This is a genomic window from Paenibacillus sp. FSL H7-0756, from assembly GCF_038006765.1.
Lineage (GTDB): Bacteria > Bacillota > Bacilli > Paenibacillales > Paenibacillaceae > Paenibacillus_AQ.
Window position 1 is genome coordinate 3,662,397 of the sequence record NZ_JBBOVT010000001.1, and the last position, 26,564, is coordinate 3,688,960.

Here is a 26,564-nt window from a genome sequence, read left to right on the forward strand (position 1 = left end):
CTCCTCTCCTCGCCGGTTAAATCCGGTGCATAATATTGAAGATATCCTCATGCTGCAGCTTGATTTCCACACCGATGTCTTCCCCTACCTGCTGAAGCTCCTCCACAATCGCCTCGAACGACTTGCTGGGGGCAGAGATGTCCACGATCATCATCATGTTGAAATAATCCTGCACAATCGTCTGGGAGATGTCCAGAATGTTCAGATTGTGCTCTGCGAGGTATGTACATACTTTGGCGATAATGCCTACCTTGTCTTTCCCGAGTACAGTAATAATCCCCTTCAATTGAAAAGCCTCCCGTTATCCATAATCTATAATCTTCGCTCATTGCCGCATTAACGGAATGAACGATTTTAATTATTATGTCAAATCAAGGATAGGTTATCAACCAAAGCTTTTGTGTCGGGCTGATCAGAGATTTGAGCTTGCATTTTCCTGAGGTTATAATAACATTGACACTTGATGTGAAATATGATTTATTGGAGTTTTGTAGGATAAGCTGGACTGAAGGAGCTATTATGACAACGAGAAAATATAAAGAGCTGGTGGAAGAGCGCACGAGAGAAACTCTGCAGAAATGGTCGGAACAGTCAGCAGTCGAGGAAAAGGATATTTACCGTTTCCTGCATAATCTGAAGGGCACCTCAGGCACTGTGGGTCTCGATGCCGTGGAGGCTTTCTCCGGCAATGCGCTGCTCTATTTCTCGGATGATAACTATAGAAGCTGGACGGAAGCCGAGTGGGGCGATTATATCTACCCGCTGCTGGAGCTGTTCGGGGAGCCGGACAGTAAGGGCGCGGTGCCCCCGCTGACTCCGGGTATTGCATTGTCCCACGGCAATGTCCACCAGCAGTACGAGATTCTGATCATCGACGATGATGTCGAGCTGGTCGCTTTTTTGCGGGAATCGCTGGAGCGTAAGTCCTATTATGTCAGCATTGCGCTGTCGGCCGGACGCGGACTGAAGCTTTTTTATGAGACCAAGCCTGATTTAATTCTCCTTGATATTCTGCTGCCGGACCGCAGCGGGATTGATGTGCTGAAGCAGATTATCGGCAAAGCCAAGAAAGAGCGGATTCCGATCATTATTATCAGCGGCGAGCATTCCATTGAAGTTCAGAAGTATGCCTATTCGCTGGGGGTTATGGATTATATCCAGAAGCCGGTGGACATTGATTTGTTCCTGGTCCTGATCAAGAACCGCTTCGAGCTGAAAAAGGAGTGGCAGGAATCCATCATTGTCGACGAGCTGACCGGGGCGTTCAACCGCAAGTACTTCAACCAGACGATGAAGCAGCTAATCTCCGATTTCAGGCGGACCGGGCGGACCTTCTCTCTCGCGCTCTTGGATCTGGATCTGTTCAAGCAGGTGAACGATACGTACGGGCATCTAATGGGGGACGAGGTATTGCAGAGCTTCTCGGAGCTGGTGAAGCAGTCGATCCGTACGGAGGACACCTTCTGCCGCTATGGCGGAGAGGAGTTCGCCTTGTTCATGCCCAATACGCCTGCGGAGCAGGCGCTGCTGGTGATGGAGCGGATTCAGGCGGCCTTTGCGGCCCGGGAATTTCAGGCCAAACGCGAGAGCTTCCATGTTACCTTCTCCTGCGGGGTGACCGGGGTCACCGAAGAGGTGCCGGATGCCGATACATTAGTTGAGGAAGCCGATCTGGCGCTATATGCCAGCAAGCATAACGGCCGGAACCAGAGTACCCTGTACAGCCAGGATCTGCTGTTGAGCCAGCGTGAGACGCTGCTGAATGTCATTATTGTGGACGATGATCCGCTGATCCGCAGAATTGTGACGACCCATTTCGCTGCCTGGCAGCCTGGGACGAACGCCAGAGTGAAGGTTGCGAGTTATGCGGACGGCGCGCTTCTATTGGAGTCGGACTGGTATGCTCCTGAAGAGAAGTATATTATTCTGCTGGACGGCGTCATGCCGGGGCTTGACGGGCTGGAGGTATTGGAGAAGATCCGCAGCAGCTATCCTGAACTGAACATTCTCGTGATTATGCTGACCGGGCGCAATAACCAGCGGGATATTATCCATGCGCTGCAGATGGGAGCGGATGATTATGTCATTAAGCCGTTCCATCTGCCGGAGCTGCTGACCCGGATTGAGCGTCTGGCCCACCGGTTTCTGTTCTAAATGCAATGCATCCCAAGCAGGGATGACTGAAAGGTGAGAGTGAGCTATGGTGCAAAAGGTATTGATTGTAGATGATGAAGAGGTTCTGCGCATGCTGATTGAGGATACGCTGGAGGATCTTGATAATGTGGAGACCCATACCGCTGAGAATGGGGGCGAGGCGCTCGCCAGGCTGGCGGCAGAACCATACGATCTGGTGATTCTGGATTACATGATGCCCGTAATGACCGGCATTGAAGTGTTGAACGAGCTGGACGGGGAGCTGAAGAACCGGACGCCGATTATGATGCTGACCGCCAAGGCACAGGAGATGGACCGTAACCGGGCTAGAGAGGCGGGAGCCCGGTATTTTATGCCGAAGCCGTTCAGCCCGATGGAGCTGCTGCAGCTCGTGGAGGACATTCTGAGTGAGAAATCTTAAGCTTGCTGACCGGAGCATCAAAACGAAATATTACCGGATTCTTCTTCTCCTGTTCGTTGCCATCATGGCCGGAGGAATCGGTCTGGTCTTCTATATCAATGTCCAGCAGGAACAGCTGGATCACAAGCGTGAAGTGCTGCAACATAAGACGGCAACGATCAACGAGCTGGCGGTGACGCTCAGCGAGGTCTTTTTCCGGGCGAGAGGTTATGTGGCTACCCAGAGTGACAATGAGCTTGCGCTGCTGAACGCTGCGGTTAAGAGGCTTGACGGTATTCTGGAGCAGTACTCTTCCCTGAAGCTGTCAGCCGAAGAAATCCGGTACAGAGATGACCTTAAGGTGTTCTTTGAACAGTACAAAAGCCAGACCTTGCCCGAAGTGATGCGGCTGGTGAAAAATAATGATTATGTGGGAATCCGGAGCTTGTCCCAGAGCGGCAGCACCAAGGCTGTGAACGAATACCTGGGCTATACCAAGCAATTCGAAACCAATTCGGATGCGCTGCTGAATGAGCTGAACTCCCGCTCCATCAGGCAGGCGGATACGTTCACCTTCATTGCTTTTCTGCTTAGTACCTTGCTGCTGCTGTTCTTCACCCTGCTGATCTGGCGGATGCTCAAAATTATCATCGATCCGATTGTGAAGCTGGAGGAAGCAACGAATTCGCTGGCTGCCGGGGATGCAGTTCTGCTCGGTAAGCTGCATAAGCAGGATGAGATCGGGCGGCTCTATGACGCCTTCCTGAATATGGCCCATAGCATCCAGGACAAAGAGGAAGAGCTGATGATGCAGAATGAAGAGCTGCATGCCCAGCAGGACGAGCTTCAGGATCAGCAGTTCAGGCTGGAGCGGTCGCTCAGTGAGATCGAGAGCATGATGAAGGCGCTGAATCAGACCTCTGCCGTCGGCATTCTGTCGAACAAAGGCGTGTTCACCTACGTGAACGATAATCTGAGCGTCTACACGGGATACAAGAGCTCCGAGATTATCGGATACACTTACCGGCTGTTTGAGCTGCATAATATTTCAGAACCACAGGTAGAGCAAATGGTCCGCAAGCTGTCGACCGGCGGCGTGTGGAGCGGGGAGGCAGAGCTTACGGCGAAGGAAGGTTCGCCGCTCTGGCTGCAGCTGACAATCATGCCTTACTTGAACGATGAAGGCCAGATTTACCAGTATATCCTGATTGCCAATAATATTACTTCAATGAAGAATGTGCAGCAGGAGCTGGCGGAGACGCTGAAAAGCACGGAGCAGACGTCCATGATGCTGGAGCTTAACAATCAGCTGAATCATGAAATTACCTATACGCTCGACAAGCATGAATTCGCCGACAAGTTCAACAAATTCATGAACCGCCTGTTCTCGTTCGACTCCAGTCTTTTCCTGCTGGTCAAGGATAAGATAGCGGTGGTCAAAGGGGTTCCGCCGGAGAATGTGGAGCGGTACATCGGTGAGGGCAGCAAGGAGATTCTGTACCGCCTGAGCGTGGAAAAGTCGTATGTGGTGAAGCGGGTAGGCTCAGTCAGAGAGCAGGGGATTTCCGCCAATGAGGTGTATTGTTACGATTACTATACGACTGTAGTGAATGCGGAGGATGAGATTCTGGCGGTCTTCTGCGGAACCCGCATCGGGCATCCGTTCACAGAGGAAGAGACCAGTGAAATTCAGGGGATAATGAACCGGGTCGCCCTGGCCATTGAACGGCTGTTCATGTACGAGGAGATCGAGAATGGCCGTGAGCTGAACCGGGATATTGTGAACAACGTCAATGAAGGCATCCAATTCGTCAACACGGAGGGCGTCATTCAGCATATCAACAAGGCGCTGAGCCAATTGTTCAGCTATGAGGACTGGACGGAAGGCATGCTGATTCCCAAGGAGCGCTGGATGGAGCATTTCACCCGCCGGGTGAATGAATCGGAGGAGCTGGGTCGCTTTTACCTGAAAGCGATGTCCGAGCATAACGTTGACTCCAGTGCGATGAAGTACTCCATCGGTAAGGAAGACATGAAGCATGTGGATGCCTATGCCATACCGGTCTTCCGCCGGGAGGTCCGGGTGGGGACGCTGTTCGTTCACCGGGATATCACCCGCGAGTATGAGCTGGATCTGATGAAGTCGGAGCTGGTCAGCACCGTCAGCCATGAGCTGCGGACGCCGCTGTCGAGTGTACTGGGCTTCACGGAGCTGCTGCTGTCCAAAACGATGAAGCCGGAGAAGCAGCTGAAATATCTGGAGACGATTCATAAGGAAGCCAAGCGTCTGACGGACCTGATTAACGACTTCCTGGACCTGCAGCGGATGGAGTCCGGCACACAGTTGTACAATGTGGAAAAGGTCAACCTTAGCGAGACCGTCCTGAGTGTCATAGATCAGTACAAGCTGAGCGGTACCCACCATATTCTGCTGGAGGATGAGGCGCTGAATCCCGGGGTTGAGGTAGACAAGGATAAAATTATCCAGGTGCTGACCAACCTGCTGAGCAATGCGATCAAGTTCTCGCCGGGTGCCAGTGAAGTGAAGGTCATGCTTCATAACGAACCGGGCAGCATTATGGTACGGATTCAGGACCATGGACTCGGGATTCCGAAGAATCAGATCGGGCAGCTGTTCCAGAAATTCCGCAGAGTGGACAATAGTGCATCTAAGCGGATTGGCGGTACGGGGCTCGGCCTGGCGATCTGCAAGGAAATTATTGAGAAGCTGAAGGGAACAATCGGGATTGAATCGGTTGAAGGCGAAGGTTCGACGGTATGGTTCCGTCTTCCGGTGATGCAGGCCGAGACCGGCCACCTTGAGGAGGAGCCGTCGCTTAGATGGGGCGCTGGCAAGGAGCAGAAGCCGGATGTGATGATTGTGGAGGATGATTACAGCCTGTCGCTGCTGCTCTCGGAGGAGCTGAAGGGCAAGGGCTTCCGGGTCACCCATCACTATCATCCGCAAAAAGCTTTTGACCAGGCCGTCAAAACGCCCTTCGTAGCGATCGTTGTGGATCTGATGCTGGGCGATGAGCTTGACGGCTGGGATCTGATCCGCATGCTCAAGGACGATCCCCGGACCGAGAAAGTGCCGATTGTAATCTCCTCGGCGCTGGATAAGGACGATAAGAGCATGATGGATAACGTGCAGAAATATCTGACCAAGCCCTATCCGCCAGGCGAGCTGTCGGGTACGCTCCAGGAGATTGTAGATATTCAGCTGAAGACAGGCGAGGTGCTGTTCCCGGATAACGGTGAGGCCGGGCATGGAGCGGCGCTTGGTGAGAGTTAGAGTGGGTGCTGAGTAAGTGCTGAGTGAGAGCTAGAGTGAGCGTATAGTGAGTGCTCAGTGAGTACATGGGTAGTGCAATAATAGGATTGATTAAAGTTATAGCGGAACAAGTCTCTTTCGGGGGGCTTGTTTTTTATATATTTGGGGGTTCTCTGGTGGGAAAGGGGCCAAATGTATCGGAAAAACCGTTACTACTTAGGTCGCTCTGTCGATAGAAAAAAGACAAAACTCGGGAGGTGAATGAGGTATGGATGTTAGCCTACAGTAAGTCCATCAGATAAGTAAGGGTGATCCTGAAATTTCAAGCTTCATCCAAATGCTCCTCGACCAAAATCGGGCCTTAACCGAACAGAATCAACACCTTCAAAAACTTGTAGACACACAAGCGAAGAGATTCTTATGCTGAAAAAACGAGTACATTAGTTGGAACGACAACTCGGACAGCAAAGTCATAACGGCATTAAACCCCCATCCAGTGACGGGCTTCGCAAGCCTCCGAATCTGCGGACACCTCCCGTTACGAATGCACTGGAAGATGAAATTCTATACTTCCAAGATCTTATTGGGGTGATTGAGAAGGACGGACGTTTCACAGGACTCCCCAAGGTGAAAGAACCCTTTAATTTGCTGAATGAAACCGTTGTGGACGATGTTAAACATATGCAGACTTCTACCGATCCTGATGCCAAAGCGGGCCACAAAAGCGCAAATTCCACATTTTCTGCGTACAAGACCCATATCGCGATGAGTGAAGAGCGAATCATTAAGGCAGTGACCCTTACCACGGGAGAACGAAACGACGGGAAGGAAACGAACAGTGCCTGAATGACTTTAAAGACTCCCCCTTTCCTAAACGATATTAGAGTAAGAAAGTATCTCATTATATGCTTGCTGTAAAATAATAACAATGATAAATTTACTATATTTAGAAAATAACGAATGATAGAATTATCTCATTCCAACGAGGAGGTAATTTTATGAATCGAAGGAAAAAGTTGCTAATGTCTCTTCTGATTTTAAGTCTTACAGCAATCCCAACCTCGGTATTTGCCGAGGATACTTCAACACCAGTAGATTTGGGGTTGCCGGATGTAAATGTCGTTCATCAAGAAACTCAGGAGGTTTCAGTCGACAAATTAGCGGGTATTTTAGATGTTGCACAGGATGCAATTGCAGAAGAAAGAGGTGCTGGAGTTAGTTTCGCAAGATCCTCTGATCAAAAAACCTATGATTACATTACATTTGATGATCAATATACGTATTTTTATGAAGAGGCGGCTAATGAAGAGCCGCAACTTATTGTTGTAGATAAAGCAGAAACGAATGTGGAAGATTTATTAATTTCCAATTCTGAAGAAAACACTTTTAAAACCGCTGCTACAAGTACAGGATTTATTACAGATGGAGTGGGAGGAAGGGTTAACGTAACAACTACTGGTTCTGCTGGAAGTTATCTTATGGGGCTTATGAGTCTTCCAGAAGCTAACTCAAGTGTTGTAAGTTTAGACCGACCGACGCATGTTGCTTTTAACTATGGAGGGTTTGAATATTCCTCTACCAATGCGAATGGTATCGGCTCTTGGGCAGCGGATATGGGTCTTGAACTTTATAATAACTTAGGACCAAGCTCAACTTCCTATGGTTGGAAGCCAGTAATTATTTTGAAAAAGAAGTTGCGTGCAACCATACCTAATGTTGATACTGGTTGGGATCAATATGGTACTTCGTTTGCAGCGGGTTATGGTGAAGTACAGAACAAGAATGGATATAAACCTGGAACAAGCCCACTGATCTACTGGTGGTATAATTATAATGGCAAAGCAAGAATGAAGGTTGATGGATGGGCTATTTCACCCACATATGGTGGATACAGTCTTCAGGACACAAATCTTATCACCATATTAGAGTCCAGCGGTAGTTACAATATTCCTTCAATTAGCAGATGGAAACTATTATCAACTGTTGTTAGTAATGATGATACAGGGAAAAATCAAACAACTTTTTCAAGTTTGCAATTTAATGGTTCCCCACTTCCAAGCGGGGCAATCACAACTCCTCAGAATGATCAATCAAATGTTAATATAACAAGTAGTTCTTCCGTTCAAATTGTTGTAAATAGTAGTATTTATTGACTCTAGCAATATTTAACAACTATAATAATAGGCAATGGATTAAGATGATCATTGTCTATTATTTTTAAATTGGAGGCACATTATGAGAAAAATGAAAAAAATATTATTATCTACGACGGTTATTTTATTAGTATCAGGGGTAAGCAGTGTATTTGCTTCGCGAGAACATCCGAGTGTTTTTATAAATAACGAAAAAATGGATATTTATGCTAATGTAACTTCTCTTGGTACTACGCTTGTCCCTATGCGTCCAATCTTCGAAGCATATGGAATGACAGTGAAGTGGGATAATAGTAGCAAAACTGTTACTGCAACAAAAGATGATACTACAATTAAATTGACTGATAATTCATATGACGCTTATTTAAATGGGAAATTGATAAAATTAAATCAAGCACCTTCACTAGAACCAACCAGTAGTATTTTTTATGTGAATTTGAGATTTATATCTGAATCGCTTGGAGCAAAAGTAACCTGGAGTACAACAGCAGATGATGCTTCAATAAATATTAATTTCCCAAGTTAAACTTTACTGTTTAAAACCAGCTAATGGTATGTCAAGTCGAGCTTTTGAAGAACGTGTACATTTGATATACTGTAAAAAAGCATATCAAATAAACCTCCACGAAATGGAAGTTTATGGATGAAATCAATTAAAGAGTGTAGGGTTGCCCTTTCTTAAGCATAGCGTACACGTGATGGAGTAACTTGTTGGCGCAAGCGATCACGGCTACTTTGTGGGGCTTTCCTTCACTCTTTTTTCTGTCGTAATACTCCCTGAGACCAGGGTTTATTCCTCGTCGTAATCCGCATGTTACCGCCAAATACATCGCTCGTCGTAGTCGCTTGGAACCCCGTTTCGTGATCTTGTTCTGCGTAGCCACAAACTTCCCTGAACTGAAGACGCTTGGATCGATTCCGGCGTAGGCCACCAGTTGTTTGGGATGGCGAAACTGTGAAGCATCCCCGATTTCCGAAACAATGGCCGTGGCTAACTTTGTTCCGACCCCAGGGATGGATTCCAGAAGCTGAACTTCGTTCAGAGTTTGTGACAGTTCAAGGATCACTTTTTCGAGTTCTGTAAGTTGCTTTTGAAATTCACGAACAAGAGCCAGCAGGCTTCGCAGCGCCATCTCCAGACCATAAGGAACGCGCTGCACGGGATTATCCGCGATTGCGTTCTGTAGTGCTTCTACCTTGCGGTTCATCCAAGTTTCAGAGCGTGAAGCCTGGGTAGCCGCTTTCACCATGCCCATCCAAGCTTCTGGAGTCTGAGCCTTCACCCCTTCTGAAGTGAGACAAGCTTCTAGCAAGTTCAAGGAGGTTTTGGAATATAAGTCTTTAAACACACCCTCGTAACTCGGAAAGATCTGATCTACAAGTGTACGCATGTTCAGTTTGGCTTGAACGTACAAGCTTGTGATAAACTCATGCTCTCGGGTTAAGAACTGTAAGTCCACCAACGCTTCTTTCCGTCCAGGATAGGTAGACCAGTTTTCTTCCTGATAGTACAGCTCCCCTAAATGCCAGGCATCTGATGCGTCCGTTTTGACTTTACGCAAACCAGTTCTTCTTGCTCTCTGTGCCTGCAACGGATTGACGAGAATGACTTCATATCCAGCCTGTTGCAAATAGAACACCAGGATACGATGATAATGTCCGGTGGGTTCTAAAATAACGGCTGGCTTGTGGGTCGTCTTCTGCTCTAATTCCTCCAAGAGTTGTTTTAGCTTTTCAAACCCTTTAGGGGTATGAAGAATTTCTTGGACTCGTCCAAAAGGATAGTTCCGCTTAACAAATGCTTGGGCAACAGATTTTCCTTTGGCTACATCCATGCCAATAACAGGTTTCATCTTCTCCTCCTCATTCGAATTCGCCGGTATTCCCACAATGGTTCCTACTCCACAGCTTCGCTTGTGATACGAGGTCAGGGCCTCAACCAGCTCAAACATGGTAGAAGGGGGCGGTGGGAGAACTGTTTTTAGTACGGGGTTTATCCCCAGAGGCTGTCACGTTCTCCCGGCTGCCTCCATCGTAAAACGGTTATTAAAAAAGGCCAACCAGTAATCTCTGGTTGACCTAATAATACGAAGAGGCTGTCCCAAAAGTAACCTAGCTGAGCCAGGCCTTTATCTTCAAAAGCTTAAAACTCAAAAAGCAGCGATTTTCCCGTTATTGGAGAATCGCTGCTCTGCGTTTTTGGTCATTTGCAGCTTGTTTTAATACATCATGGGCAAGTGAAAGCCAACCGACCTCGAGCGTCACTTTTTCGATACCGCGAAGCAGAAAACGCCGGAAGCCCCGGTTATTCTTCAGTTGTCCAAATACGCTTTCCGGCTCTGTCATTCGGTGAACGGCTAAGAGGTATCCTTCCTCGCTTCGCAGTATTTCCCGAGCCTGATTTTGGTACCGAAAGCGTTCCAAACTCACCACAACTTTCCGATTTCCGCTTGCCTTCGTGCAGCTTTCTTTTAGCGGACATCCTTCGCAGTTTTCACTTCGGTAATGAAGCTTCCGAATTTCGTATCCGCTCTCTAAGATTTCCTTGCTCTCTTTACGGAAATACAGCGTTTGTCCTGCCGGGCATGTCCAGCGATCCTCGGTTTCGTCGTACGCCCAGTTCTCAATCTTTCCGGCATTCGCTTTCCAGGCTTTGCTCTTTTCCTTGTGGTAGCTGCCGTATTTCACTACCGCCTGAATCTCTTTCTTTTCTAGGTAGGCGTAGTTTTCTTCGCTGCCGTAGCCAGCATCCGCGATGACGGTCTTTGGAAGTTTCCCAAGGATCTGTGCTTTTTCCATGTGCGGCTGTAAACAGCGCGTGTCGGTCGGTTTTTGATGTAGACTGTAGGCTAAAATAAACTGGTTTTCGGTCCCAATCTGTACATTGTAGCCCGGTTTTAGCTAGCCATTTCGCATGTGGTCTTCTTTCATTCGCATAAAGGTCGCGTCTGAATCTGTTTTACTGAAGCTATTTCGGTCACCAAACAGCTTTTGGTACTGTTCGTACTTCAGCAGTCGGGGAAGCAAATCTTTGCGTAACTTCCGTACTGCCTTTTTTAGGGGCTTGTCTTTCGGTTTTAGGGCAAGCTCAGCTTCAAGCTTTTGCACGGCTTGTTCGAGTTTCTTACTGCTCACTTCAGAACCTGAACCGAGTTCAACAAGATCTTTTCCTTGATTCTGCTGTTCTTTCTGCTCTTCTGCCGTTTCAATGTCAGCGAACAGGGCTTGCACCTTTTCCTGTAGTTTGGCTTTGTGTTTGCTGACCGCTTTGCCCCACACAAACGTATAGCGGTTGGAGTTCGCCTCCATTTTGGTTCCGTCCACAAAGTACTGCTCCAGTGAAACGTATTTTTCGTCAGCCAGAAATTGGAGCACGGCGGTAAATACAGTTTCGAGAATGGTCTTCATCCGCTGGGAACGGAAACGATTCAAAGTACGAAAGTCTGGCCGCAGCCGTCCGGCGAGCCACATGAAGAGGATGTTCTCCCGGACGGATTTGGCGATTTGACGAGAAGAATAAATTCGCTGGGTGTAGGCGTAAATGATGACTTTGGTCAGCATTTTGGGGTGGTAGCTGTCACGGCCGCCACCGGGGTAGGCCGCGTCAAAGATGGCGTTGTCCAGCCGATTGACAGCGGCATTCACGACACAAACGAGGTGATATTCTGGAATATCTTCTTCGAGATCCATTGGCAAGCAAAGTTGGTCCATGGTATATTGAATGTACAAAAGAAACCTCTCCTTTGAAATGGTTGTGTGGTAACTCCATTTTACCAAAAGAGGGGTTTCTTTTTTTGTGTTTTTATAAATATTGTGTCCATTTCCCGCTTAAACAGGGGAGAGAACGGAATGATTGTGGAAAAGCGATAGCGGTCGCCTTGGTCTTCGGATTTTCACCGCTAAGGGGAATGAAAAAAATCTGGAGAGCACAGCGATTGTAACAACGTTTCGTTCGCGGAGCGTCCTCACCGAGCACAAACGTCCATCCAGCTCCAAAACAAGGGGGGCCCAGCCATTTCATGGCTTATGGGACATCCCCTCATTTTTAGCTAATTAAGTTTATTTACTGATTACTTACTTTAGGAGAATAGTTCATCGTTAAAATTTTAGGATGCTATGACATTTTACACGTATAACACTTTAAACTTTGGATTTAATTATGTGTTTCATTTGTTCAAATTGATCCTGATATTGAGAAGAGGTACTTCGTAATATACAATAATTGTTGAACTACTTCCTGATTGTTTCTATTATAGGTAACAACGGCATACAGGGTCTCCGTAATTGATTGTTGCTGGAATGAGGATACCTCACCTAACCAGATCGAGTGTAAAATTACCCCGCAAACCTCAATAACATAGAAACCTGTCCGTTGTTGTAGCTGAGGGTAGTTAATCCTCGCTCCCTATTGTTTTTTTATGAGAATTTCCTTGAAAGTTCCTTGTAGTCATTTTGATGAATATATTTCTTTTCTAAGAAAGGCTAGTTTTGCAGTGTCCTCTCAACCTGGGAGAACGTTTTTTTAGTTCACAAAAGGCGATCCTCTCGTTTCTTTGGTATCCCCACATTCCGATTGATAATAACCAAGCCGATAGTGATGTCCGAATGGTCAAGGTGAAGCAGAAAGTCTACGTTCCTTTCGAACAGAAGGCGTTGCGCTTTGGTTTGCCCGATTACGGAGCGTAGTATCCACATACATTAAACAACAACTTCAAGTCCTTTCCTCTCCTCTCTATCTCTTGCTTTTTCTGATAACCCTGTTTTGAAGTGAACTAAGTAGTAACGAAAAACCCGAACATAAGCAATATGCCGGTGAGAAGTAGAATTTTATTTAGGCGTTATGTGGCGTTATGTAAAATGAACTTGGGGAATGGACAGAGAGGGAAAACGTGACGGAAGAGAATTTTGGAACTGTAGGAGCGTTAGCGTCCGCCTGAAAGCTTTCCGTAGGAAAGCTAGCTTCGGAAGCATAAGCAGTCACCGGATTTCTACCGCAGATAGGGGTTTAAATTAAGAAATCTGGGGACAACAGCGGCTGGAGGGCCAAACATTCTTTGGAGTCACTCATCCCGGTACGAAAAACTTACAAGTACAATTTACATAGCGTGAACTTGTTCGTATCCCAGGAAAACTTGCTTTAGAGTGGACTCTAAGGTTTATAGTGAATATGAAGCAGCCAATCTAGCAGGAGTGAAAGGGAGGAATTGCGATGAAGTACAGTTATTTGGGTAAATCGGGGTTAAAGGTCAGCCAGTTGTGTCTGGGGACGATGAATTTCGGACCGGAGACGGAGGAGAAGGAAGCCTTCAGAATTATGGATGCGGCCCTCGATGCGGGAATTAATTTCTTCGATACGGCGAATGTGTACGGCGGCCAGGACCGGCGGGGCTGGACAGAGGAAATTATCGGCCGCTGGTTTCAGCAGGGTGGCGGACGGCGCGAGAAGGTAGTGCTGGCCACCAAGGTCTACAATGACATGTTCGACGAGCAGGACGGTCCCAATTCCGGCTCAGGCTTGTCTGCCTACAAGATCAGACGGCATTTCGAAGGCTCGCTGCGGCGCCTGCAGACCGATCATATTGAACTATATCAGATGCATCATATCGACCGGAACGTATCGTGGGACGAGCTGTGGGGAGCATTCGAGATCCTCGTGTCTCAAGGTAAAGCCGACTATATCGGCTCCAGCAACTTCGCGGGCTGGCATATTGCTGCTGCCCAGGCAAAGGCGAAGGAGCGCCATTTCCTCGGCCTTGTCTCTGAACAGCATCTCTACAACCTGCTGGAACGGACGCCGGAGCTGGAAGTGCTGCCGGCCTCACAGGAGCTGGGCCTGGGTGTCATTCCATGGAGTCCGCTGGCCGGAGGCCTGTTGGGCCGCAATGCACTCGCCAAGACCGGGGTGCGCAGCGCCCGTTCAGCCAAGCTGGAGCAGCACCGCAGCCAGCTGGAGCAGTTCTCCGCGCTCTGCAAAGAGCTGGGTGAGCATGAAGATCAGGTCGCTCTGGCCTGGGTACTGGCGAATCCGGCTGTGACCGCACCAATTATCGGGCCGCGTACGATGGAGCAGTTCGCGGACTCCCTGCGGGTGACCGAGATCACGCTGGATGAGTCCACGCTGAAGAAGCTGGACGAGATCTTCCCTGGACCGGGCAAGCCGGCACCGGAAGCGTATGCCTGGTAAGCAAAGTCAACGACTGTTAACCATACCTATGGTAAGCAGGGTTTGGAACCCGGCATATCCCGCAGCAGCTGTATGATACGGAATCATCTAACCAATAACGGCCGGACTGTCCCTGATGGGATGGTCCGGCTATATTTTTGTAAGTATCCAGATAAATGTGGTAGACTGATCCTGTGAGTTGAACAACTAGAGAAGATAGGGGAACTGCCGATGCTTTTTTATCTGATAGCTGTCCTCGTGCTGATGCTTGATCAGGCAACGAAATGGATAGTGCGTACCCATATGGAGCTTGGGGAGATCCTTCCTTCCTGGACGCCGCATTTGCGGTTTGAATACTATGAGAACAGCGGCGCTGCCTTTAGCTCATTTCAGGGGTTTGGCAAGTATTTTGCGATTGTTGCCGTGATTTTTGTAGCAGCCATCTTCTATTACCGGCGCCAGGGCAAAATCCGCGGACCTTTGCTCGAAGCCGCCAGCGGTTTCCTGGTAGGCGGGGCCATCGGTAATGCCATCGACCGGGTACTCTATCACCAGGTGACAGATTTCCTGGTCTTCGGGGACAGGGGCGGGATTATGAATCTGGCCGATCTGGCGATCAATGCCGGAGGCCTTCTGATCCTGGTGTACCTGCTTGTAGACCATTTCCGGCAACCAGCAGCCCGCAGACCGTTATAAATTCCAGCTCCATAGCACTCCGTTCTATCATTTTATCTAATGCAACTTATCATAATTAGTAATGAACCCGGCTAAATCAGAGCGTTTTACTGTGATTTAGCCGGGTTTTGTGCATTTTATGCAACTATTTACCTTTTTAAGAACAAGATGGCTGTTATAAGATTCGTTGATCGTTTGCCGGTATTGTGTTAGCCTGAGTTCATGATATTAAGAGGAAAGAAGATTGCATGCTAAGGAGAGGTCGATATTGTTGCAACTACAAGTTACGAACAGTCCTTTTAATGAGAACCAGGCAGAGCTGCTGAACCAGCTGCTGCCCACGCTGACCCCTTCGCAGCAGGTATGGTTGAGCGGGTATTTATCTGCCGTGTCGCTGCAGGGCAATCAGGGATCAAGCATCCAAGCAGTATCCGCTGCTCCAGCAGTAATAGCAGAGTCGGCAACAGCCGCTCCGCAGCAAGCCTCGCGTGAAGTGACGGTATTGTTCGGCTCCCAGACCGGCAACTGCCAGCGGCTCGCGGTGAGCCTCTCCCGCAAGCTGGAGGAGCAGGGATTTAAGGTCACAGTGTCGGCAATGAACAGCTTCAAGCCGAATGGACTGAAGAAGACAGAGAACCTGCTGCTGCTGGTCAGCACCCATGGCGAGGGGGAACCGCCGGATAATGCCCGTGCCTTCCATGAATTCCTCTACAGCAAAAGAGCACCGCAGCTTCCAGGCTTGCGCTTCTCAGTACTCGCGTTAGGCGATACCTCCTATGAATTCTTTTGCCAGACGGGCAAAGACTTCGATCAGAAGCTGGAGGAGCTGGGTGCACAGCGGTTAAGCCCGCGTGTAGATTGCGACCTCGATTACGATGAACCGGTGGCCGAGTGGTTCGGTCAGGTCATCAGCGCACTTAACGGCGCACAGAATGCTTCAGGAATTGCGGATGCAGCGGTTCAGGCTGCTGAGAGCGCAGAGTCGCTGGAATCCGAATATTCCCGAAATCATCCTTTCCATGCCGAAGTACTGGAGAATCTGAATCTGAACGGCCGTGGCTCAGACCGTGAGACCCGCCATCTGGAGCTGTCGCTTGCCGGATCGAATATTACCTTTGAGCCGGGGGATTCGCTTGGCGTCTATCCCGAGAACCACCCGCAGCTGGTAGAAGAGATCATTGCCGCTATGGGCTGGGATGCGGATGAACGTGTTCCGCTGAATAAGAAGGGGGAAGAAGGCACGCTACAGGAGGCGTTGCTGCGGCATTACGAAATTACGGTGCTGACCAAGCCCCTCCTGGAACAAGCTGCTGGGCTTACCTCCGCACCTGCCCTTAAGGAACTTCTGACCCCCGGGCGGCAGCAGGAGCTGAAGGAGTATATACAGGGCCGTGATCTGCTGGATCTTATTCAAGACTTTGGACCCTGGAATGCTCCGGCCGGCATCTTCGTGACCATCCTGCGCAAGCTTCCGGCCCGGTTGTATTCCATTGCCAGCAGCTATAATGCCAACCCGGACGAAGTACACTTCACGGTGCGGGCTGTACGGTATGAGTCACATGGCCGTGAGCGTTATGGCGTTTGCTCGGTACACTGTGCTGAGCGTGTACAGCCGGGTGCCACCCTGCCGGTATATATCCAGAACAATCCGAACTTCAAGCTGCCCGCTGATTCCAGTGTACCGGTAATTATGATCGGTCCGGGCACAGGCGTTGCCCCGTTCCGTTCCTTCCTGGAGGAGCGCGAGGAGCAGGGCGCTGAGGGTCCAAGCTGGCTGTTCTATGGAGACCGTCATTTCGTTACAGACTTCCTCTACCAGACGGATTGGCAGCGGATGCTGAAAGACGGTGTCCTCAGCAGGCTGGATGTGGCCTTCTCACGCGACACTGAGGAGAAAGTGTATGTACAGCACCGTATTCTGGAGCAGAGCAAGGAGCTGTACCGCTGGCTGCAGGAAGGGGCGCATGTCTACGTATGCGGCGATGAGAAGCATATGGCCCACGATGTGCATTCTGCACTGCTTACAGTGATCCAGGAGGAAGGCGGACTAAGCCCGGAAGCGGCTGCCGCCTATCTGGAGAAGCTTCAACAGGAGCAGCGTTATCAGCGGGATGTCTATTAAGCGGGACTTAAGCGGAAGAGGAGAGAATCAGCAATGGCAAACAATGAACCAGTGGTGAAGCCGATTGGCGGTCCGCCGAGTGATGTTGAACATATTAAGCTGGAGAGCAATTATCTGCGCGGAGCGCTTGTCGAGACCCTCAGCAATCCGATTACAGGAGGGCTGCCGGAGGATGACAACCGGCTGCTGAAATTCCACGGCAGCTACATGCAGGATGACCGCGATCTGCGAAGTGAGCGGGAACGCTCCAAGCTGGAGCCGGCTTTCCAGTTCATGCTGCGGGTAGTAGCGCCCGGCGGTGTGGCGTCTGCTGCACAGTGGCTGGTCATGGATGAACTGGCTCACAAGTACGGCAATGGGACACTGCGCCTGACGACGCGGCAGGCTTTTCAGATGCATGGGGTGCTGAAGTGGAACCTCAAGAAGACGATTAGAACGATCAACGATACCCTGATGACCACGCTTGCGGCCTGCGGAGACGTTAACCGTAATGTGATGAGCGGCCCGAACCCGTATCAGTCGGAGGTTCATGCTGAGGTTCAAGAGTGGGCCAACAAAATCAGCGATCATCTTGCCCCGCGTACCCGTGCGTATCATGAGATTTGGCTGGACGGCGAAAAGGTTGTGGACAGTAAGGTGGTTGAGCCGATCTACGGCCCGGTCTACCTGCCCCGCAAATTCAAGATTGGGTTGGCGGTGCCTCCGTCCAATGATGTGGATGTATTCTCCCAGGATCTGGGCTTCATCGCCATTCTGGAGGACGGCAAGCTGGCCGGCTTCAACGTATCAGTCGGCGGCGGTATGGGAATGACGCATGGCGATACGAATACGTATCCCCAATTGGGACGGATTATCGGCTTCTGCCGTCCGGAGCAGATGATTGATCTCGCCGAGAAGACGGTTACGATCCAGCGTGATTACGGCAACCGTTCGGTGCGCAAGAACGCCCGCTTCAAGTACACGATCGACCGGCACGGGCTGGAGTGGTTCAAGGGAGAGCTGCACGAACGGTTGGGCTGGACGCTGGAGCCGGCGCGCGACTATCACTTTGATCATAATGGCGACCGATATGGCTGGGTGAAGGGGATGGACGGCAAATGGAACCTGACGCTCTATATCCAGAGCGGCCGGATTCAGGATCAGGAGGGCTACCCGCTGATGACCGGCCTGCGCGAGATTGCCAAAATTCACAGCGGAGACTTTCGGCTGACCCCGAACCAGAATCTGATCATCGGCGGAGTGACCCAGGCGAAGAAACGCAAGATTACAGAGCTTGCCAAGCAGTACGGGCTGACGGACGGGGCCCATCATTCTGCACTGCGCAGAAGTGCGATGTCCTGTGTAGCACTGCCGACCTGCGGGCTGGCTATGGCGGAAGCGGAGCGTTATCTGCCGTATCTGCTGGATAAGCTGGAGGTTATCATAGATGAAGCCGGGCTGCGTAATGAAGAGATTATCATCCGTATGACCGGCTGCCCTAACGGCTGTGCCAGACCGGCGCTGGGCGAGATTGCTTTTATCGGCAAAGGTCCGGGCAGATATAATATGTACCTGGGTGCAGGCTTTACCGGAGACCGGCTGAACAAGCTGTACAAGGAGAACATTGATGAGCAGGAGATTCTGGCCACTCTAGAGCCGATTATTCATGGTTATGCCAAGGAACGCGCTGCTGGTGAACACTTCGGCGATTATGTGATCCGCAGCGGATATGTCAAGGCCGTTACTTCGGGTCTCAATTTCCACGACTGACGGCTAATGCCTGGCGGTCTGCATATGCCGTAGTTAACAATAACTTGTACAGATTAGCCATCAAGGGAATGCAAATCATGAGCCTGTTTTCTGGTGTTTTTGCGGGAGACAGGTTTATTTTGTTTGTTTATTTGGATTTTCGGCGGTTTTCTTTCATAATATAGAGTAGCAATACACCATTATAACTAAGAGCCATTATATATAGTGAGTAATGGATTCTGTACAGAAGAGGCGAATTGAATGATCATTATGAAATCGATGGAAGAGATTGAGAAAATGCGGGCAGCCGGTAAAATCCTGGCGGAATGCCACCGGCAGATTGCCGGGTTGATCAAGCCGGGAATTACGACCTGGGAGATCGACCAGTTTGCCGAGAAGTTCATCCTCTCCCAGGGAGCAACCCCAGAGCAAAAAGGCTATCACGGTTATCCGTATGCCACCTGCGCATCTGTGAATGATGTCATCTGCCATGGCTTCCCGAAGCATGAGGAGCTGAAGGATGGAGATATTGTAACGATTGATATGGTAGTCAACCTGAACGGCTGGCTGGCGGATTCAGCCTGGTCCTACGGGGTGGGTACAATTAGTGAGCAGGCGGAGAAGCTGCTGGCGACAACCAAGGAATCCCTGTTCAAAGGCATAGAGCAGGCGGTAGCCGGCAACCGCATAGGCGACGTAGCGCATGCTATTCAGGTATATGCCGAATCTAACGGTTATTCCGTCGTCCGGGACTTCATTGGTCACGGGATTGGTTCCGAGATGCACGAAGCACCTGAAGTGCCTCATTACGGCCCGGCCGGCAAAGGCCCGCGGATTAAGGAAGGCATGGTGTTCACCATCGAGCCTATGCTCAATACCGGCAGCTACCGGACCAAGGTGGATGCAGACGGGTGGACTGCGCGCACCATTGACGGAGGTTTGTCGGCCCAGTATGAGCATACGCTGGCGGTCACCCCGCAGGGCACGATTATTTTGACAGAGCTATAGAAGAATTAAGGGGTTAAAGACCCGCATCACGCAGCAAAGGCAGGGCCGTCCATGGAGGACAGTCCTGCCTTTGCTGCAGCTGCAGCTGAGTTAATCGGTAATATTCCGTGTGTAATACTCGATGATATCCTTGCGGCGGATGATGCCGAGGAAGATTCCGCTGTCGTCCACTACCGGGACGAAGTTCTGGTCTGCTGCCAGGGTCAGCATATCCTCCATCTGCGCGTGGATTTCTACGCTCTCGTTATGCACATGACGCTGAATGGAGCCAACGGTCACCTCGTTCATATTCGCGAAGCTCAGACCATCGGTATTCTTCAGCTTCCATAGCAGATCGCCCTCCGACAAGGTCCCAACATATTTCCCGGCATCGTCAATAATCGGAATGGCCGAATAATAATGATTCTCCAGCTGATCCAGCGCTTCCCGCATAGAGATCGAGGAGGTGATGAATGCAACCTGATCCTTGGGCAGCAAAAATGAGGATATTTCCATAAGTTAGTCTCCTTTACAGTAGGATGAAATACATAACGTTATTACAATTAAAACATAGAACAGGATGTAAGCGCATTAAAAATCAGGTTACAACTTTGAAATGTTGCGTTTACGCTGCGGAGATGAGGCCACAGAAAAAAGGATATGCTGTCCTTCCAGGGGAAGAACCGTCATATCCTGAGCTGCTTTTGTGAAAAGTAAACTACCTAAGGGAGTCAGGCGTTCTGGCCGTTATCATGGCTAAGCTGCCAGTGAATGCCGAACTTGTCCTTCAGGTTCCCGTAGGCCTGGCTCCAGAAGGTCTCCTGCAGCTCCATGTGTACAGTTCCGCCTTCTTTCAGCTTGTTGAACCAGAGACGAATCTTCTCTTCATCGGTATCGCTCACCGTTAGGCTGATATTATTCCCTTCCGTGAACGGCATGCCGGGGAATACATCAGAGAACATGACCGGGCTGCCGGCAATCATCAGATTGGCGTGCATGACAAGATGTTTGGCTTCTTCCGGTACAGGATGGGACGGATCGGGCGGAGCCTCGCCGAAGGTCATGATATGCGGAGGCTCGGTCCCGAACACTTCAGCGTAATATTCTACAGCCTTGCGGGTATTGCCATTGAAATTCAAATACACATTGATTGCCACATCTGTCACTCCTCTAGTGTTAAATTAAGGCAAGGACGTTACGGTCCCATTGTATCATGCGCCTGTGCATTCACAAATATTCGGGGCAGGCTGTGCCATCATCACCTTGGAGAAGCCGGTGGATGCTAGAACAGCTTGTAAGCGCATCAAAAATCAGGTTACAACTTTAAAATGCTGCGTTTATGCTGTGGTTACGAGGCCATACCAAAAAAGGATATGCCGCCCTTCCAGAGGAAGAACGAACATATCCTGAGATGCTTTTGAAAAGGAGAGCTTCCTAAGGACATCTGCTCTTATTGCTCCTGCCTCATTACGATTGAATTACAGGACCTGATAAATGCTCAAGTTTGACCAAGTAGGGGGATTAAACTCGGCTGTGCCTGAAGCAAGAGTGATAGAAGCCGTCAAGGTTAACGTTGGATTAGGGCCGGCGCCAGTCTGGATTAAACCGCTGGATTCCTGGGTGAAGGCAGCTAAACCACCGCCACCTGCATTTCTCTGCGTACCAGTACTTATATTTTGTTGAACGCCGTCGAGGTAAACCAATATTTGAGAAGCAACAACGGGGATACTACCATTGCTTATCCGAATTCTCAAATTAAAAGAAACGAAGTAGAAGCTATTGGGTAGCAATTGAATACCTTGGCCGCTGTTCACAAGGGAGATACCTGAGCCATTAATAAAATTTTGTACAAATGTAATATTTGTAGGCGTTGCTGTTACTGGACCCGAAGGGTGAAAATTGGCATTGTTGGCCACGGGGCCCGTCGGGCCCGTCTCACCGGTTACGCCTGTCGCGCCGGTTACGCCCGTCACGCCGGTAAGCCCGGTTAAGCCCGTCATACCCGTGACCTCACCAGTTGAACCTGTTGCGCCTGTCACGCCTGTTGCGCCAGTTACCCCGGTCGCGCCCGTCATGCCCGTGACCTCACCGGTAAGCCCGGTTGCGCCAGTTACACCCGTAGCACCCGTCACACCCGTCAAGCCCGTCATGCCTGTCACCTCACCGGTAAGCCCGGTCGCGCCCGTCATGCCCGTGACTTCACCGGTACCCCCAGTCGCGCCAGTTAGGCCAGTGGCACCTGTCAGACCCGTCAAGCCCGTCATGCCTGTGATCTCACCAGTAAGCCCGGTCTCGCCGGTGACGCCCGTCGCGCCGGTCACTCCGGTAGCGCCAGTGTTTCCTGTGGCACCCGTCACGCCGGTAGCACCGGTCACGCCAGTGGCGCCGGTGATCCCCGTGGCACCTGTGCCCAAGGTTGCGCCCGTCATGCCCATGGCACCCGTCACTCCTGTGTTGCCAGTGGCGCCTGTTGCTCCGGTTACACCAGGCCCAGTCACCCCGGTTGCACCTTGCACCCCAACTGGGATCCACCCTGCGGGATAAGTCACCCCGCCGTCCTGACTGCTGCGATAGTATAAAGCCGAATCGGAAAAATACAGCTGTTGTACATAATCACCAACACGTGACACGTAAATCGTCCATACCGAAGGGTGTGCGACTCCTAGAGGACCATTCACCGGGCCAGCCGGATCGGCGGGGGTTCCCGAGCTGCTGTATACGCCAGCAGTCCTAAATTCATTTAGATCGTTGGTCGATGGTTCATCATTGCTGATTGGAAAAACACCGGCTGTTACACCGAGCACCACGTCTCCGGTTAATCCATTGACACTAAGTGCTCCACCCTCTGCTCCAGGAGCTCCGACAGATCCAGCAGGACCAACAACCGGTTGAATGTCTGCAACTGTCTGCAGCTTGGAGTCCAGCAACATTTCATGGCGGATAATTTTTTTAAATATGGCTTGAGTACTGTCACTGACCTGACCTAACTCGGCAAGTGTAGCGGGAGTGGTTCCCGGAAGTGTGCCGATTGCAAATTGAATCTTCTCTCCTTCAGCATTGAGAATATGCGCCAGTCCTAATTCCTCCATGGCAATAGAGGAAAATAAAAGACTGATCACATCGTCCCGCGATATGGATATCGTTGGGGTGATATTGGGCAGGTTCGGACTTGACAAGTGATCCCCTCCTTTACTACAAAATGGGCAGGGGGCTTTTGCCCCCTTGTTCATCCCTTAATCCTCTGCAAAAAGCGGAATCTGTTCGTTTAACGGAACCTGATAATACTCAGGTTGGACCGATCCGTAACATAAGTTCCCGTACCGGCGCTTAGAGAATAAGTAGCTTCGAGAGTCATGGTATTGTCAGTGGCGCCGGTTTGAAGAAAACCATTTCCTTCCAGAGAGAAAAACACAGTAGCCCCGGCCCCGCCATTTTTTTGTCCGGTGACCGTTATAGGCTGCACATTACCGTTCAATCTAACTATAATTTCAGAACTGGTTACATTGTTTGTTTCATCAGAGAGCGCAATAGTTATGGTAAACGAAACATAATATAAGCTGTTTGGGAACACCATGATATTGCTTGCGGGCACGCCAAGTTGAATTCCGCTGCCATTATTAAAAATTTCTTGAAATACAATAGGTGTTAAGGTCGAAGGTACTGTAGCCGTTGCGGGCTCAAACATCGCATTGTTAGTTACAATAATAGGCCCGGTGACACCGGTAGCCCCCGTAACGCCGGTAGCTCCAGTGACGCCAGTGGCCCCTGTCAAACCAGTAGCTCCGGTGACGCCAGTAGCCCCGGTGACGCCAGTAGCCCCGGTGACGCCAGTGGCTCCGGTGAGGCCGGTAGCCCCCGTCACTCCGGTCTCCCCGGTGAGGCCGGTAGCCCCTGTCAAACCAGTAGCCCCAGTGAGGCCGGTGACGCCAGTGGCGCCGGTCTCCCCAGTGACACCGGTAGCGCCAGTAATGCCGGTCGCCCCCGTTACCCCGGTCTCCCCAGTGACGCCGGTCGCCCCAGTGAGTCCGGTAGCCCCAGTGTCACCGGTCGCGCCAGTTACGCCCGTAGCTCCGGTAACGCCAGTGGCTCCGGTGAGGCCGGTCGCCCCCGTCACCCCGGTCTCCCCGGTTACGCCAGTCGCCCCTGTCAAACCAGTAGCCCCGGTTACGCCAGTAGCCCCCGTCTCACCGGTAGCGCCGGTAATGCCGGTAGCACCGGTAGCTCCGGTGACACTAGTGGCTCCGGTGGCCCCAGTGTCCCCGGTGGTTCCGGTTGGCCCACGAGCACCGATTTCTTGCCAATCTGACCAACTCAGGCCACTGTCTGGACTGCTGCGGTAATATATTGCCAGGTTGGAAATGTACAACTGCTGGATATAAGGCCCTACCTGGGAGACATAAATCGTCCATGACGGCGGATGGTCAACTCCTAATGGACCATGAAGCGGCGCTCCTACATTTGGATCTCCCGAGCTATACACCCCAGCAGTGATTAATTGGTTCAAATCTTGGGTTGATGGTTCATCGTTACTGATCGGAAAGACACCAGCCTCTGTACTCAACACAACATCGCCCGTCAATCCATTGACGCTACTTACTGCACCGGCAGCGCCGGTTACCCCCGTGGCTCCTGTGGGTCCGATTAATGAAGGAATTTCAGAAGCGGAGTTGAGTTTTGAATCCAACATCATTTCGGTGCGGAATACGGAATCGAGCATAGACTGAGCACTGCTGTTTATCTGAAGAACCTCACCCAACGTAGCAGGTGTGATCCCCGGAAGTGTACCCAAGGCAAATTGGATGTTTTCCCCTTGGGCATTAATAATATGAGCTAAGCCCAACTCTTCCATTGCAATGGAAGAAAATAACAGGTTGAGCACGTCATCTCGAGATAAAGTGATCGTTGGCGTGATATTGGGCAGATTAGGCTGTGACAATATAACCCCTCCTTTTATATAAGATACAATCACTCTATTCTTGTTTACTGGTTGTAGTGTTAGGCATATCATTCATTTAAGCAGACTTTATGGATTCAACTACTAATGGGCAAATTTCCCTGAATTATGCTATTATTATAGAGTTGTCGCTGGCCAGTCACATTAAAGGAGAAATGCATATGACAGTGATCAGACAGTTGCAGCCGGGTGAGGAGAAGCTGATCACCCCCTTGATCCGTGAAGCGTTTGATATACATATTGCCGCCAATTATTCGGCGCAGGGTGTTATAGAATTCTACAGGTACATTGAGCTTGCCGCCATTGTCAGGCGGATGCAGGAGGATCACGAGATCTCCATCGCGCTTAGCGGGGAAGAGGTTACAGGAATCATAGAGCTGCGCAATCATCAGCATATCTCTCTGCTGTTCGTGAAGAATGCGTATAAGGGAACCGGAATCGGCAAGATGTTGATGTGGCATGCGGTTGACCGGATGAGAGCGGGAGGAAGCAAGCAGATCACGGTGAACTCTTCTCCGAATTCTATTGGCTTCTATGCCTCCCAGGGATTCGTATCGCTTGGTGAAGAGGAAGAAGAGCACGGGATACGTTCACTGAGCATGAAGCTGGATTTGAAGGGATAGCGGGCCCCGCAGCCTTGCGCAGATGCCCCATACGTCAAAGAAGTAGACGGTGGGGCATTTTTTTGTGTGCGGCCAGCAGGAATAAACTGGAGTGTTATCGAATATTAGCGAATATCAACAAAATTCGACTTTTCAACTACATACATACGCGGGGGTTTGCGCAATGAAAACATGGAAAAAGACAGCATTCTTGATCGTTACCTTCGGACTGATCTTTCTGCTCCCGTTACTCGGCAGTCTGGCAAAATGGAAGGGGCTGCCCCTGGGTTACGGGGACTTCCCGGCCCAGAAGGTTGAAGCAGACCCCAGATTCAGCCTGCTCTATTTCTCGCTTGCCTGCGTCGTGGCCCTGGTTATCACACTGGTGCTGGTATTCCCCCGCTGGTTCGGCTTCAAGAAGACGGAAGAGGCACCCAGGAAGGCGGGGCAAGCCACCCCTTTCCCGGTCTGGTTCTGGTGGAGCCTGCCGGTCCTTGCGCTTAGCTGGTTCCTGATGTGGGCACGGGTTAAGCTGTTTATCTCTCTGGAGCATTACACGTTTGTTCCCCTCTGGTGGTCCTTTATTCTGATTCTGGACGGGCTGGTCTACCGGAGAAATCACGGAGCTTCAATCATCTCGCGCAAGCCCCATGTAATGCAGCTGCTCGCAGTGGTGTCCTGCTTCAGCTGGTTTGCTTTTGAATACCTGAATTTCTTCGTGCTGGAGAATTGGTATTATCCTAATAATGAAGTCTTCTCTAACTTCGGCAATGTGTTCTGGTTCTCCTTATCCTACACCACCGTTCTTCCGGCCATCTTCGAATGGTACTTACTCCTCAAGACCTTCCGTCTGTTCCGCAACCGTTATAGTCATGGGCCTAAGCTGAACGTATCACGCATGTGGCTGATCATCTATTATATTCTCGGGCTGATCCTGGCCTTCGGCATGGGCTATTATCCGTACCTGCTGTTCTGGGTGCTGTGGGTTGCGCTGGTTCCGATGCTGTCCGCAGCGATGGCGCTTGCCGGTTACTGGACTCCCTTCACCCCGGTGAAGAACGGAGACTGGTCCAAGGTCATTCTGGTGGGACTGGCTACGGTGTTCAACGGCTTCTTCTGGGAGTTCTGGAACTTTGGCAGTGAGTGGTTCCATGACGATGCCCCTACCAATCCGAATTACTGGAAATACTCGGTGCCGTATCTGGACAAATTCCATATTTTCTCCGAGATGCCGGTTCTGGGCTATTTCGGTTATCTGTTCTTTGGGCTAAACTGCTGGATTATCTGGCTGATCGCTGCCTATGTATTTAAATTCGATGCCGATATTGAGATTACGGGAGAACAAGGCTAAA

General features: G+C 50.3%; 18 protein-coding genes and 3 pseudogenes. 14 read left to right on the plus strand and 7 right to left on the minus strand.

All coding sequences use genetic code 11. The features are described from left to right. Positions 1 to 16: 16 nt before the first annotated feature. On the minus strand, positions 17 to 286 hold the full coding sequence (locus NST04_RS16035; RefSeq protein ID WP_341185044.1) for an ACT domain-containing protein: 270 nt from the start codon (positions 284 to 286) through the stop codon (positions 17 to 19). A 233-nt stretch (positions 287 to 519) separates the two neighbouring features. Here NST04_RS16035 and NST04_RS16040 point away from each other — a divergent pair, with 233 nt between their 5' ends. From NST04_RS16040 to NST04_RS16065, 6 genes and pseudogenes are all read left to right on the plus strand, one after another. Beyond that, on the plus strand, positions 520 to 2,154 hold the full coding sequence (locus NST04_RS16040) for a GGDEF domain-containing response regulator (protein ID WP_341185045.1): 1,635 nt from the start codon (positions 520 to 522) through the stop codon (positions 2,152 to 2,154). 49 nt (positions 2,155 to 2,203) lie between these two features. After that, entirely contained in the window at positions 2,204 to 2,575 is a 372-nt protein-coding gene (locus tag NST04_RS16045) for a response regulator (RefSeq protein ID WP_341185262.1), read from the plus strand. After that, positions 2,562 to 5,849, plus strand: coding sequence for an ATP-binding protein (locus tag NST04_RS16050; protein WP_341185046.1), 3,288 nt, complete (start codon positions 2,562 to 2,564; stop codon positions 5,847 to 5,849). The genes NST04_RS16045 and NST04_RS16050 overlap by 14 nt, the downstream gene beginning before the upstream one ends. Before the next feature lie 513 nt (positions 5,850 to 6,362). Continuing rightward, positions 6,363 to 6,659, plus strand: a pseudogene (locus NST04_RS16055) (IS5/IS1182 family transposase); the annotation flags it as partial. Between the two features lie 167 nt (positions 6,660 to 6,826). Next, positions 6,827 to 7,981 (plus strand): YrpD family protein, encoded by a 1,155-nt coding sequence (locus NST04_RS16060; RefSeq protein ID WP_341185047.1) that lies wholly within the window; start codon positions 6,827 to 6,829, stop codon positions 7,979 to 7,981. A gap of 82 nt (positions 7,982 to 8,063) precedes the next feature. Continuing rightward, the gene (locus NST04_RS16065; protein WP_341139854.1) at positions 8,064 to 8,507 is read left to right on the plus strand and encodes a copper amine oxidase N-terminal domain-containing protein; all 444 of its coding nucleotides are present in this window, start codon (positions 8,064 to 8,066) and stop codon (positions 8,505 to 8,507) included. Between the two features lie 127 nt (positions 8,508 to 8,634). Here the strand turns inward: NST04_RS16065 and NST04_RS16070 are convergent, their stop codons facing one another. Both NST04_RS16070 and NST04_RS34020 read right to left on the minus strand, forming a co-directional pair. Continuing rightward, complete coding sequence (locus NST04_RS16070) at positions 8,635 to 9,834, minus strand: IS110 family transposase (protein ID WP_076155703.1); 1,200 nt, start codon at positions 9,832 to 9,834, stop codon at positions 8,635 to 8,637. Positions 9,835 to 10,153: 319 nt separating this feature from the next. Continuing rightward, positions 10,154 to 11,710: pseudogene (locus tag NST04_RS34020) on the minus strand (IS1182 family transposase). A gap of 759 nt (positions 11,711 to 12,469) precedes the next feature. Here NST04_RS34020 and NST04_RS34025 point away from each other — a divergent pair. The 6 genes from NST04_RS34025 (at position 12,470) to map (ending at position 19,677) form a co-directional block, all read left to right on the plus strand. Beyond that, the gene (locus NST04_RS34025; RefSeq protein ID WP_445667785.1) at positions 12,470 to 12,667 is read left to right on the plus strand and encodes an IS66 family transposase; all 198 of its coding nucleotides are present in this window, start codon (positions 12,470 to 12,472) and stop codon (positions 12,665 to 12,667) included. A gap of 523 nt (positions 12,668 to 13,190) precedes the next feature. Further along, entirely contained in the window at positions 13,191 to 14,165 is a 975-nt protein-coding gene (locus tag NST04_RS16085) for an aldo/keto reductase (protein WP_341185049.1), read from the plus strand. 210 nt (positions 14,166 to 14,375) lie between these two features. Further along, a complete protein-coding gene (gene lspA, locus NST04_RS16090) occupies positions 14,376 to 14,840 on the plus strand; it encodes a signal peptidase II (protein WP_341185050.1) in 465 nt (154 codons plus the stop codon). A 250-nt stretch (positions 14,841 to 15,090) separates the two neighbouring features. Beyond that, on the plus strand, positions 15,091 to 16,941 hold the full coding sequence (locus NST04_RS16095) for an assimilatory sulfite reductase (NADPH) flavoprotein subunit (RefSeq protein ID WP_341185263.1): 1,851 nt from the start codon (positions 15,091 to 15,093) through the stop codon (positions 16,939 to 16,941). Positions 16,942 to 16,974: 33 nt separating this feature from the next. Further along, positions 16,975 to 18,690: an assimilatory sulfite reductase (NADPH) hemoprotein subunit gene (cysI, locus tag NST04_RS16100; RefSeq protein ID WP_341185051.1), complete on the plus strand. Its 1,716-nt coding sequence runs from the start codon at positions 16,975 to 16,977 to the stop codon at positions 18,688 to 18,690. A gap of 240 nt (positions 18,691 to 18,930) precedes the next feature. Next, on the plus strand, positions 18,931 to 19,677 hold the full coding sequence (gene map / locus NST04_RS16105) for a type I methionyl aminopeptidase (RefSeq protein WP_036733023.1): 747 nt from the start codon (positions 18,931 to 18,933) through the stop codon (positions 19,675 to 19,677). A 90-nt stretch (positions 19,678 to 19,767) separates the two neighbouring features. Here map and NST04_RS16110 read toward each other — a convergent pair whose 3' ends face one another. The 4 genes and pseudogenes from NST04_RS16110 to NST04_RS16125 form a co-directional block, all read right to left on the minus strand. Beyond that, a complete protein-coding gene (locus NST04_RS16110; RefSeq protein WP_036700824.1) occupies positions 19,768 to 20,172 on the minus strand; it encodes a CBS domain-containing protein in 405 nt (134 codons plus the stop codon). A gap of 215 nt (positions 20,173 to 20,387) precedes the next feature. Next, positions 20,388 to 20,813 (minus strand): VOC family protein, encoded by a 426-nt coding sequence (locus tag NST04_RS16115; RefSeq protein ID WP_341185052.1) that lies wholly within the window; start codon positions 20,811 to 20,813, stop codon positions 20,388 to 20,390. A gap of 321 nt (positions 20,814 to 21,134) precedes the next feature. Next, the gene (locus NST04_RS16120) at positions 21,135 to 22,832 is read right to left on the minus strand and encodes a collagen-like protein (RefSeq protein ID WP_341185053.1); all 1,698 of its coding nucleotides are present in this window, start codon (positions 22,830 to 22,832) and stop codon (positions 21,135 to 21,137) included. Positions 22,833 to 23,362: 530 nt separating this feature from the next. Further along, positions 23,363 to 24,592 (minus strand): annotated as a pseudogene (locus NST04_RS16125) (collagen-like protein); the annotation flags it as partial. Between the two features lie 179 nt (positions 24,593 to 24,771). On the opposite strand from NST04_RS16125, the gene NST04_RS16130 reads away from it, so the two are divergent. Both NST04_RS16130 and NST04_RS16135 read left to right on the plus strand, forming a co-directional pair. Next, positions 24,772 to 25,233, plus strand: a complete 462-nt coding sequence (locus NST04_RS16130) for a GNAT family N-acetyltransferase (protein ID WP_341185055.1) — start codon at positions 24,772 to 24,774, stop codon at positions 25,231 to 25,233. A 163-nt stretch (positions 25,234 to 25,396) separates the two neighbouring features. Continuing rightward, complete coding sequence (locus NST04_RS16135) at positions 25,397 to 26,563, plus strand: small-conductance mechanosensitive channel (protein WP_341185056.1); 1,167 nt, start codon at positions 25,397 to 25,399, stop codon at positions 26,561 to 26,563. Position 26,564 lies beyond the last annotated feature (1 nt).

What these genes read in the sequence shown, in the direction of transcription:
- NST04_RS16040 (WP_341185045.1), top strand. Translation starts at nt 520, where the DNA reads ATGACAACGAGAAAATATAAAGAGCTGGTGGAAGAGCGCACGAGAGAA.
- NST04_RS16130 (WP_341185055.1), top strand. Translation starts at nt 24,772, where the DNA reads ATGACAGTGATCAGACAGTTGCAGCCGGGTGAGGAGAAGCTGATCACC.
- NST04_RS16085 (WP_341185049.1), top strand. Translation starts at nt 13,191, where the DNA reads ATGAAGTACAGTTATTTGGGTAAATCGGGGTTAAAGGTCAGCCAGTTG.
- NST04_RS16065 (WP_341139854.1), top strand. Translation starts at nt 8,064, where the DNA reads ATGAGAAAAATGAAAAAAATATTATTATCTACGACGGTTATTTTATTA.
- NST04_RS16070 (WP_076155703.1), bottom strand. Translation starts at nt 9,834, where the DNA reads ATGAAACCTGTTATTGGCATGGATGTAGCCAAAGGAAAATCTGTTGCC.
- map (WP_036733023.1), top strand. Translation starts at nt 18,931, where the DNA reads ATGATCATTATGAAATCGATGGAAGAGATTGAGAAAATGCGGGCAGCC.
- cysI (WP_341185051.1), top strand. Translation starts at nt 16,975, where the DNA reads ATGGCAAACAATGAACCAGTGGTGAAGCCGATTGGCGGTCCGCCGAGT.
- lspA (WP_341185050.1), top strand. Translation starts at nt 14,376, where the DNA reads ATGCTTTTTTATCTGATAGCTGTCCTCGTGCTGATGCTTGATCAGGCA.
- NST04_RS16110 (WP_036700824.1), bottom strand. Translation starts at nt 20,172, where the DNA reads ATGGAAATATCCTCATTTTTGCTGCCCAAGGATCAGGTTGCATTCATC.
- NST04_RS16135 (WP_341185056.1), top strand. Translation starts at nt 25,397, where the DNA reads ATGAAAACATGGAAAAAGACAGCATTCTTGATCGTTACCTTCGGACTG.
- NST04_RS16060 (WP_341185047.1), top strand. Translation starts at nt 6,827, where the DNA reads ATGAATCGAAGGAAAAAGTTGCTAATGTCTCTTCTGATTTTAAGTCTT.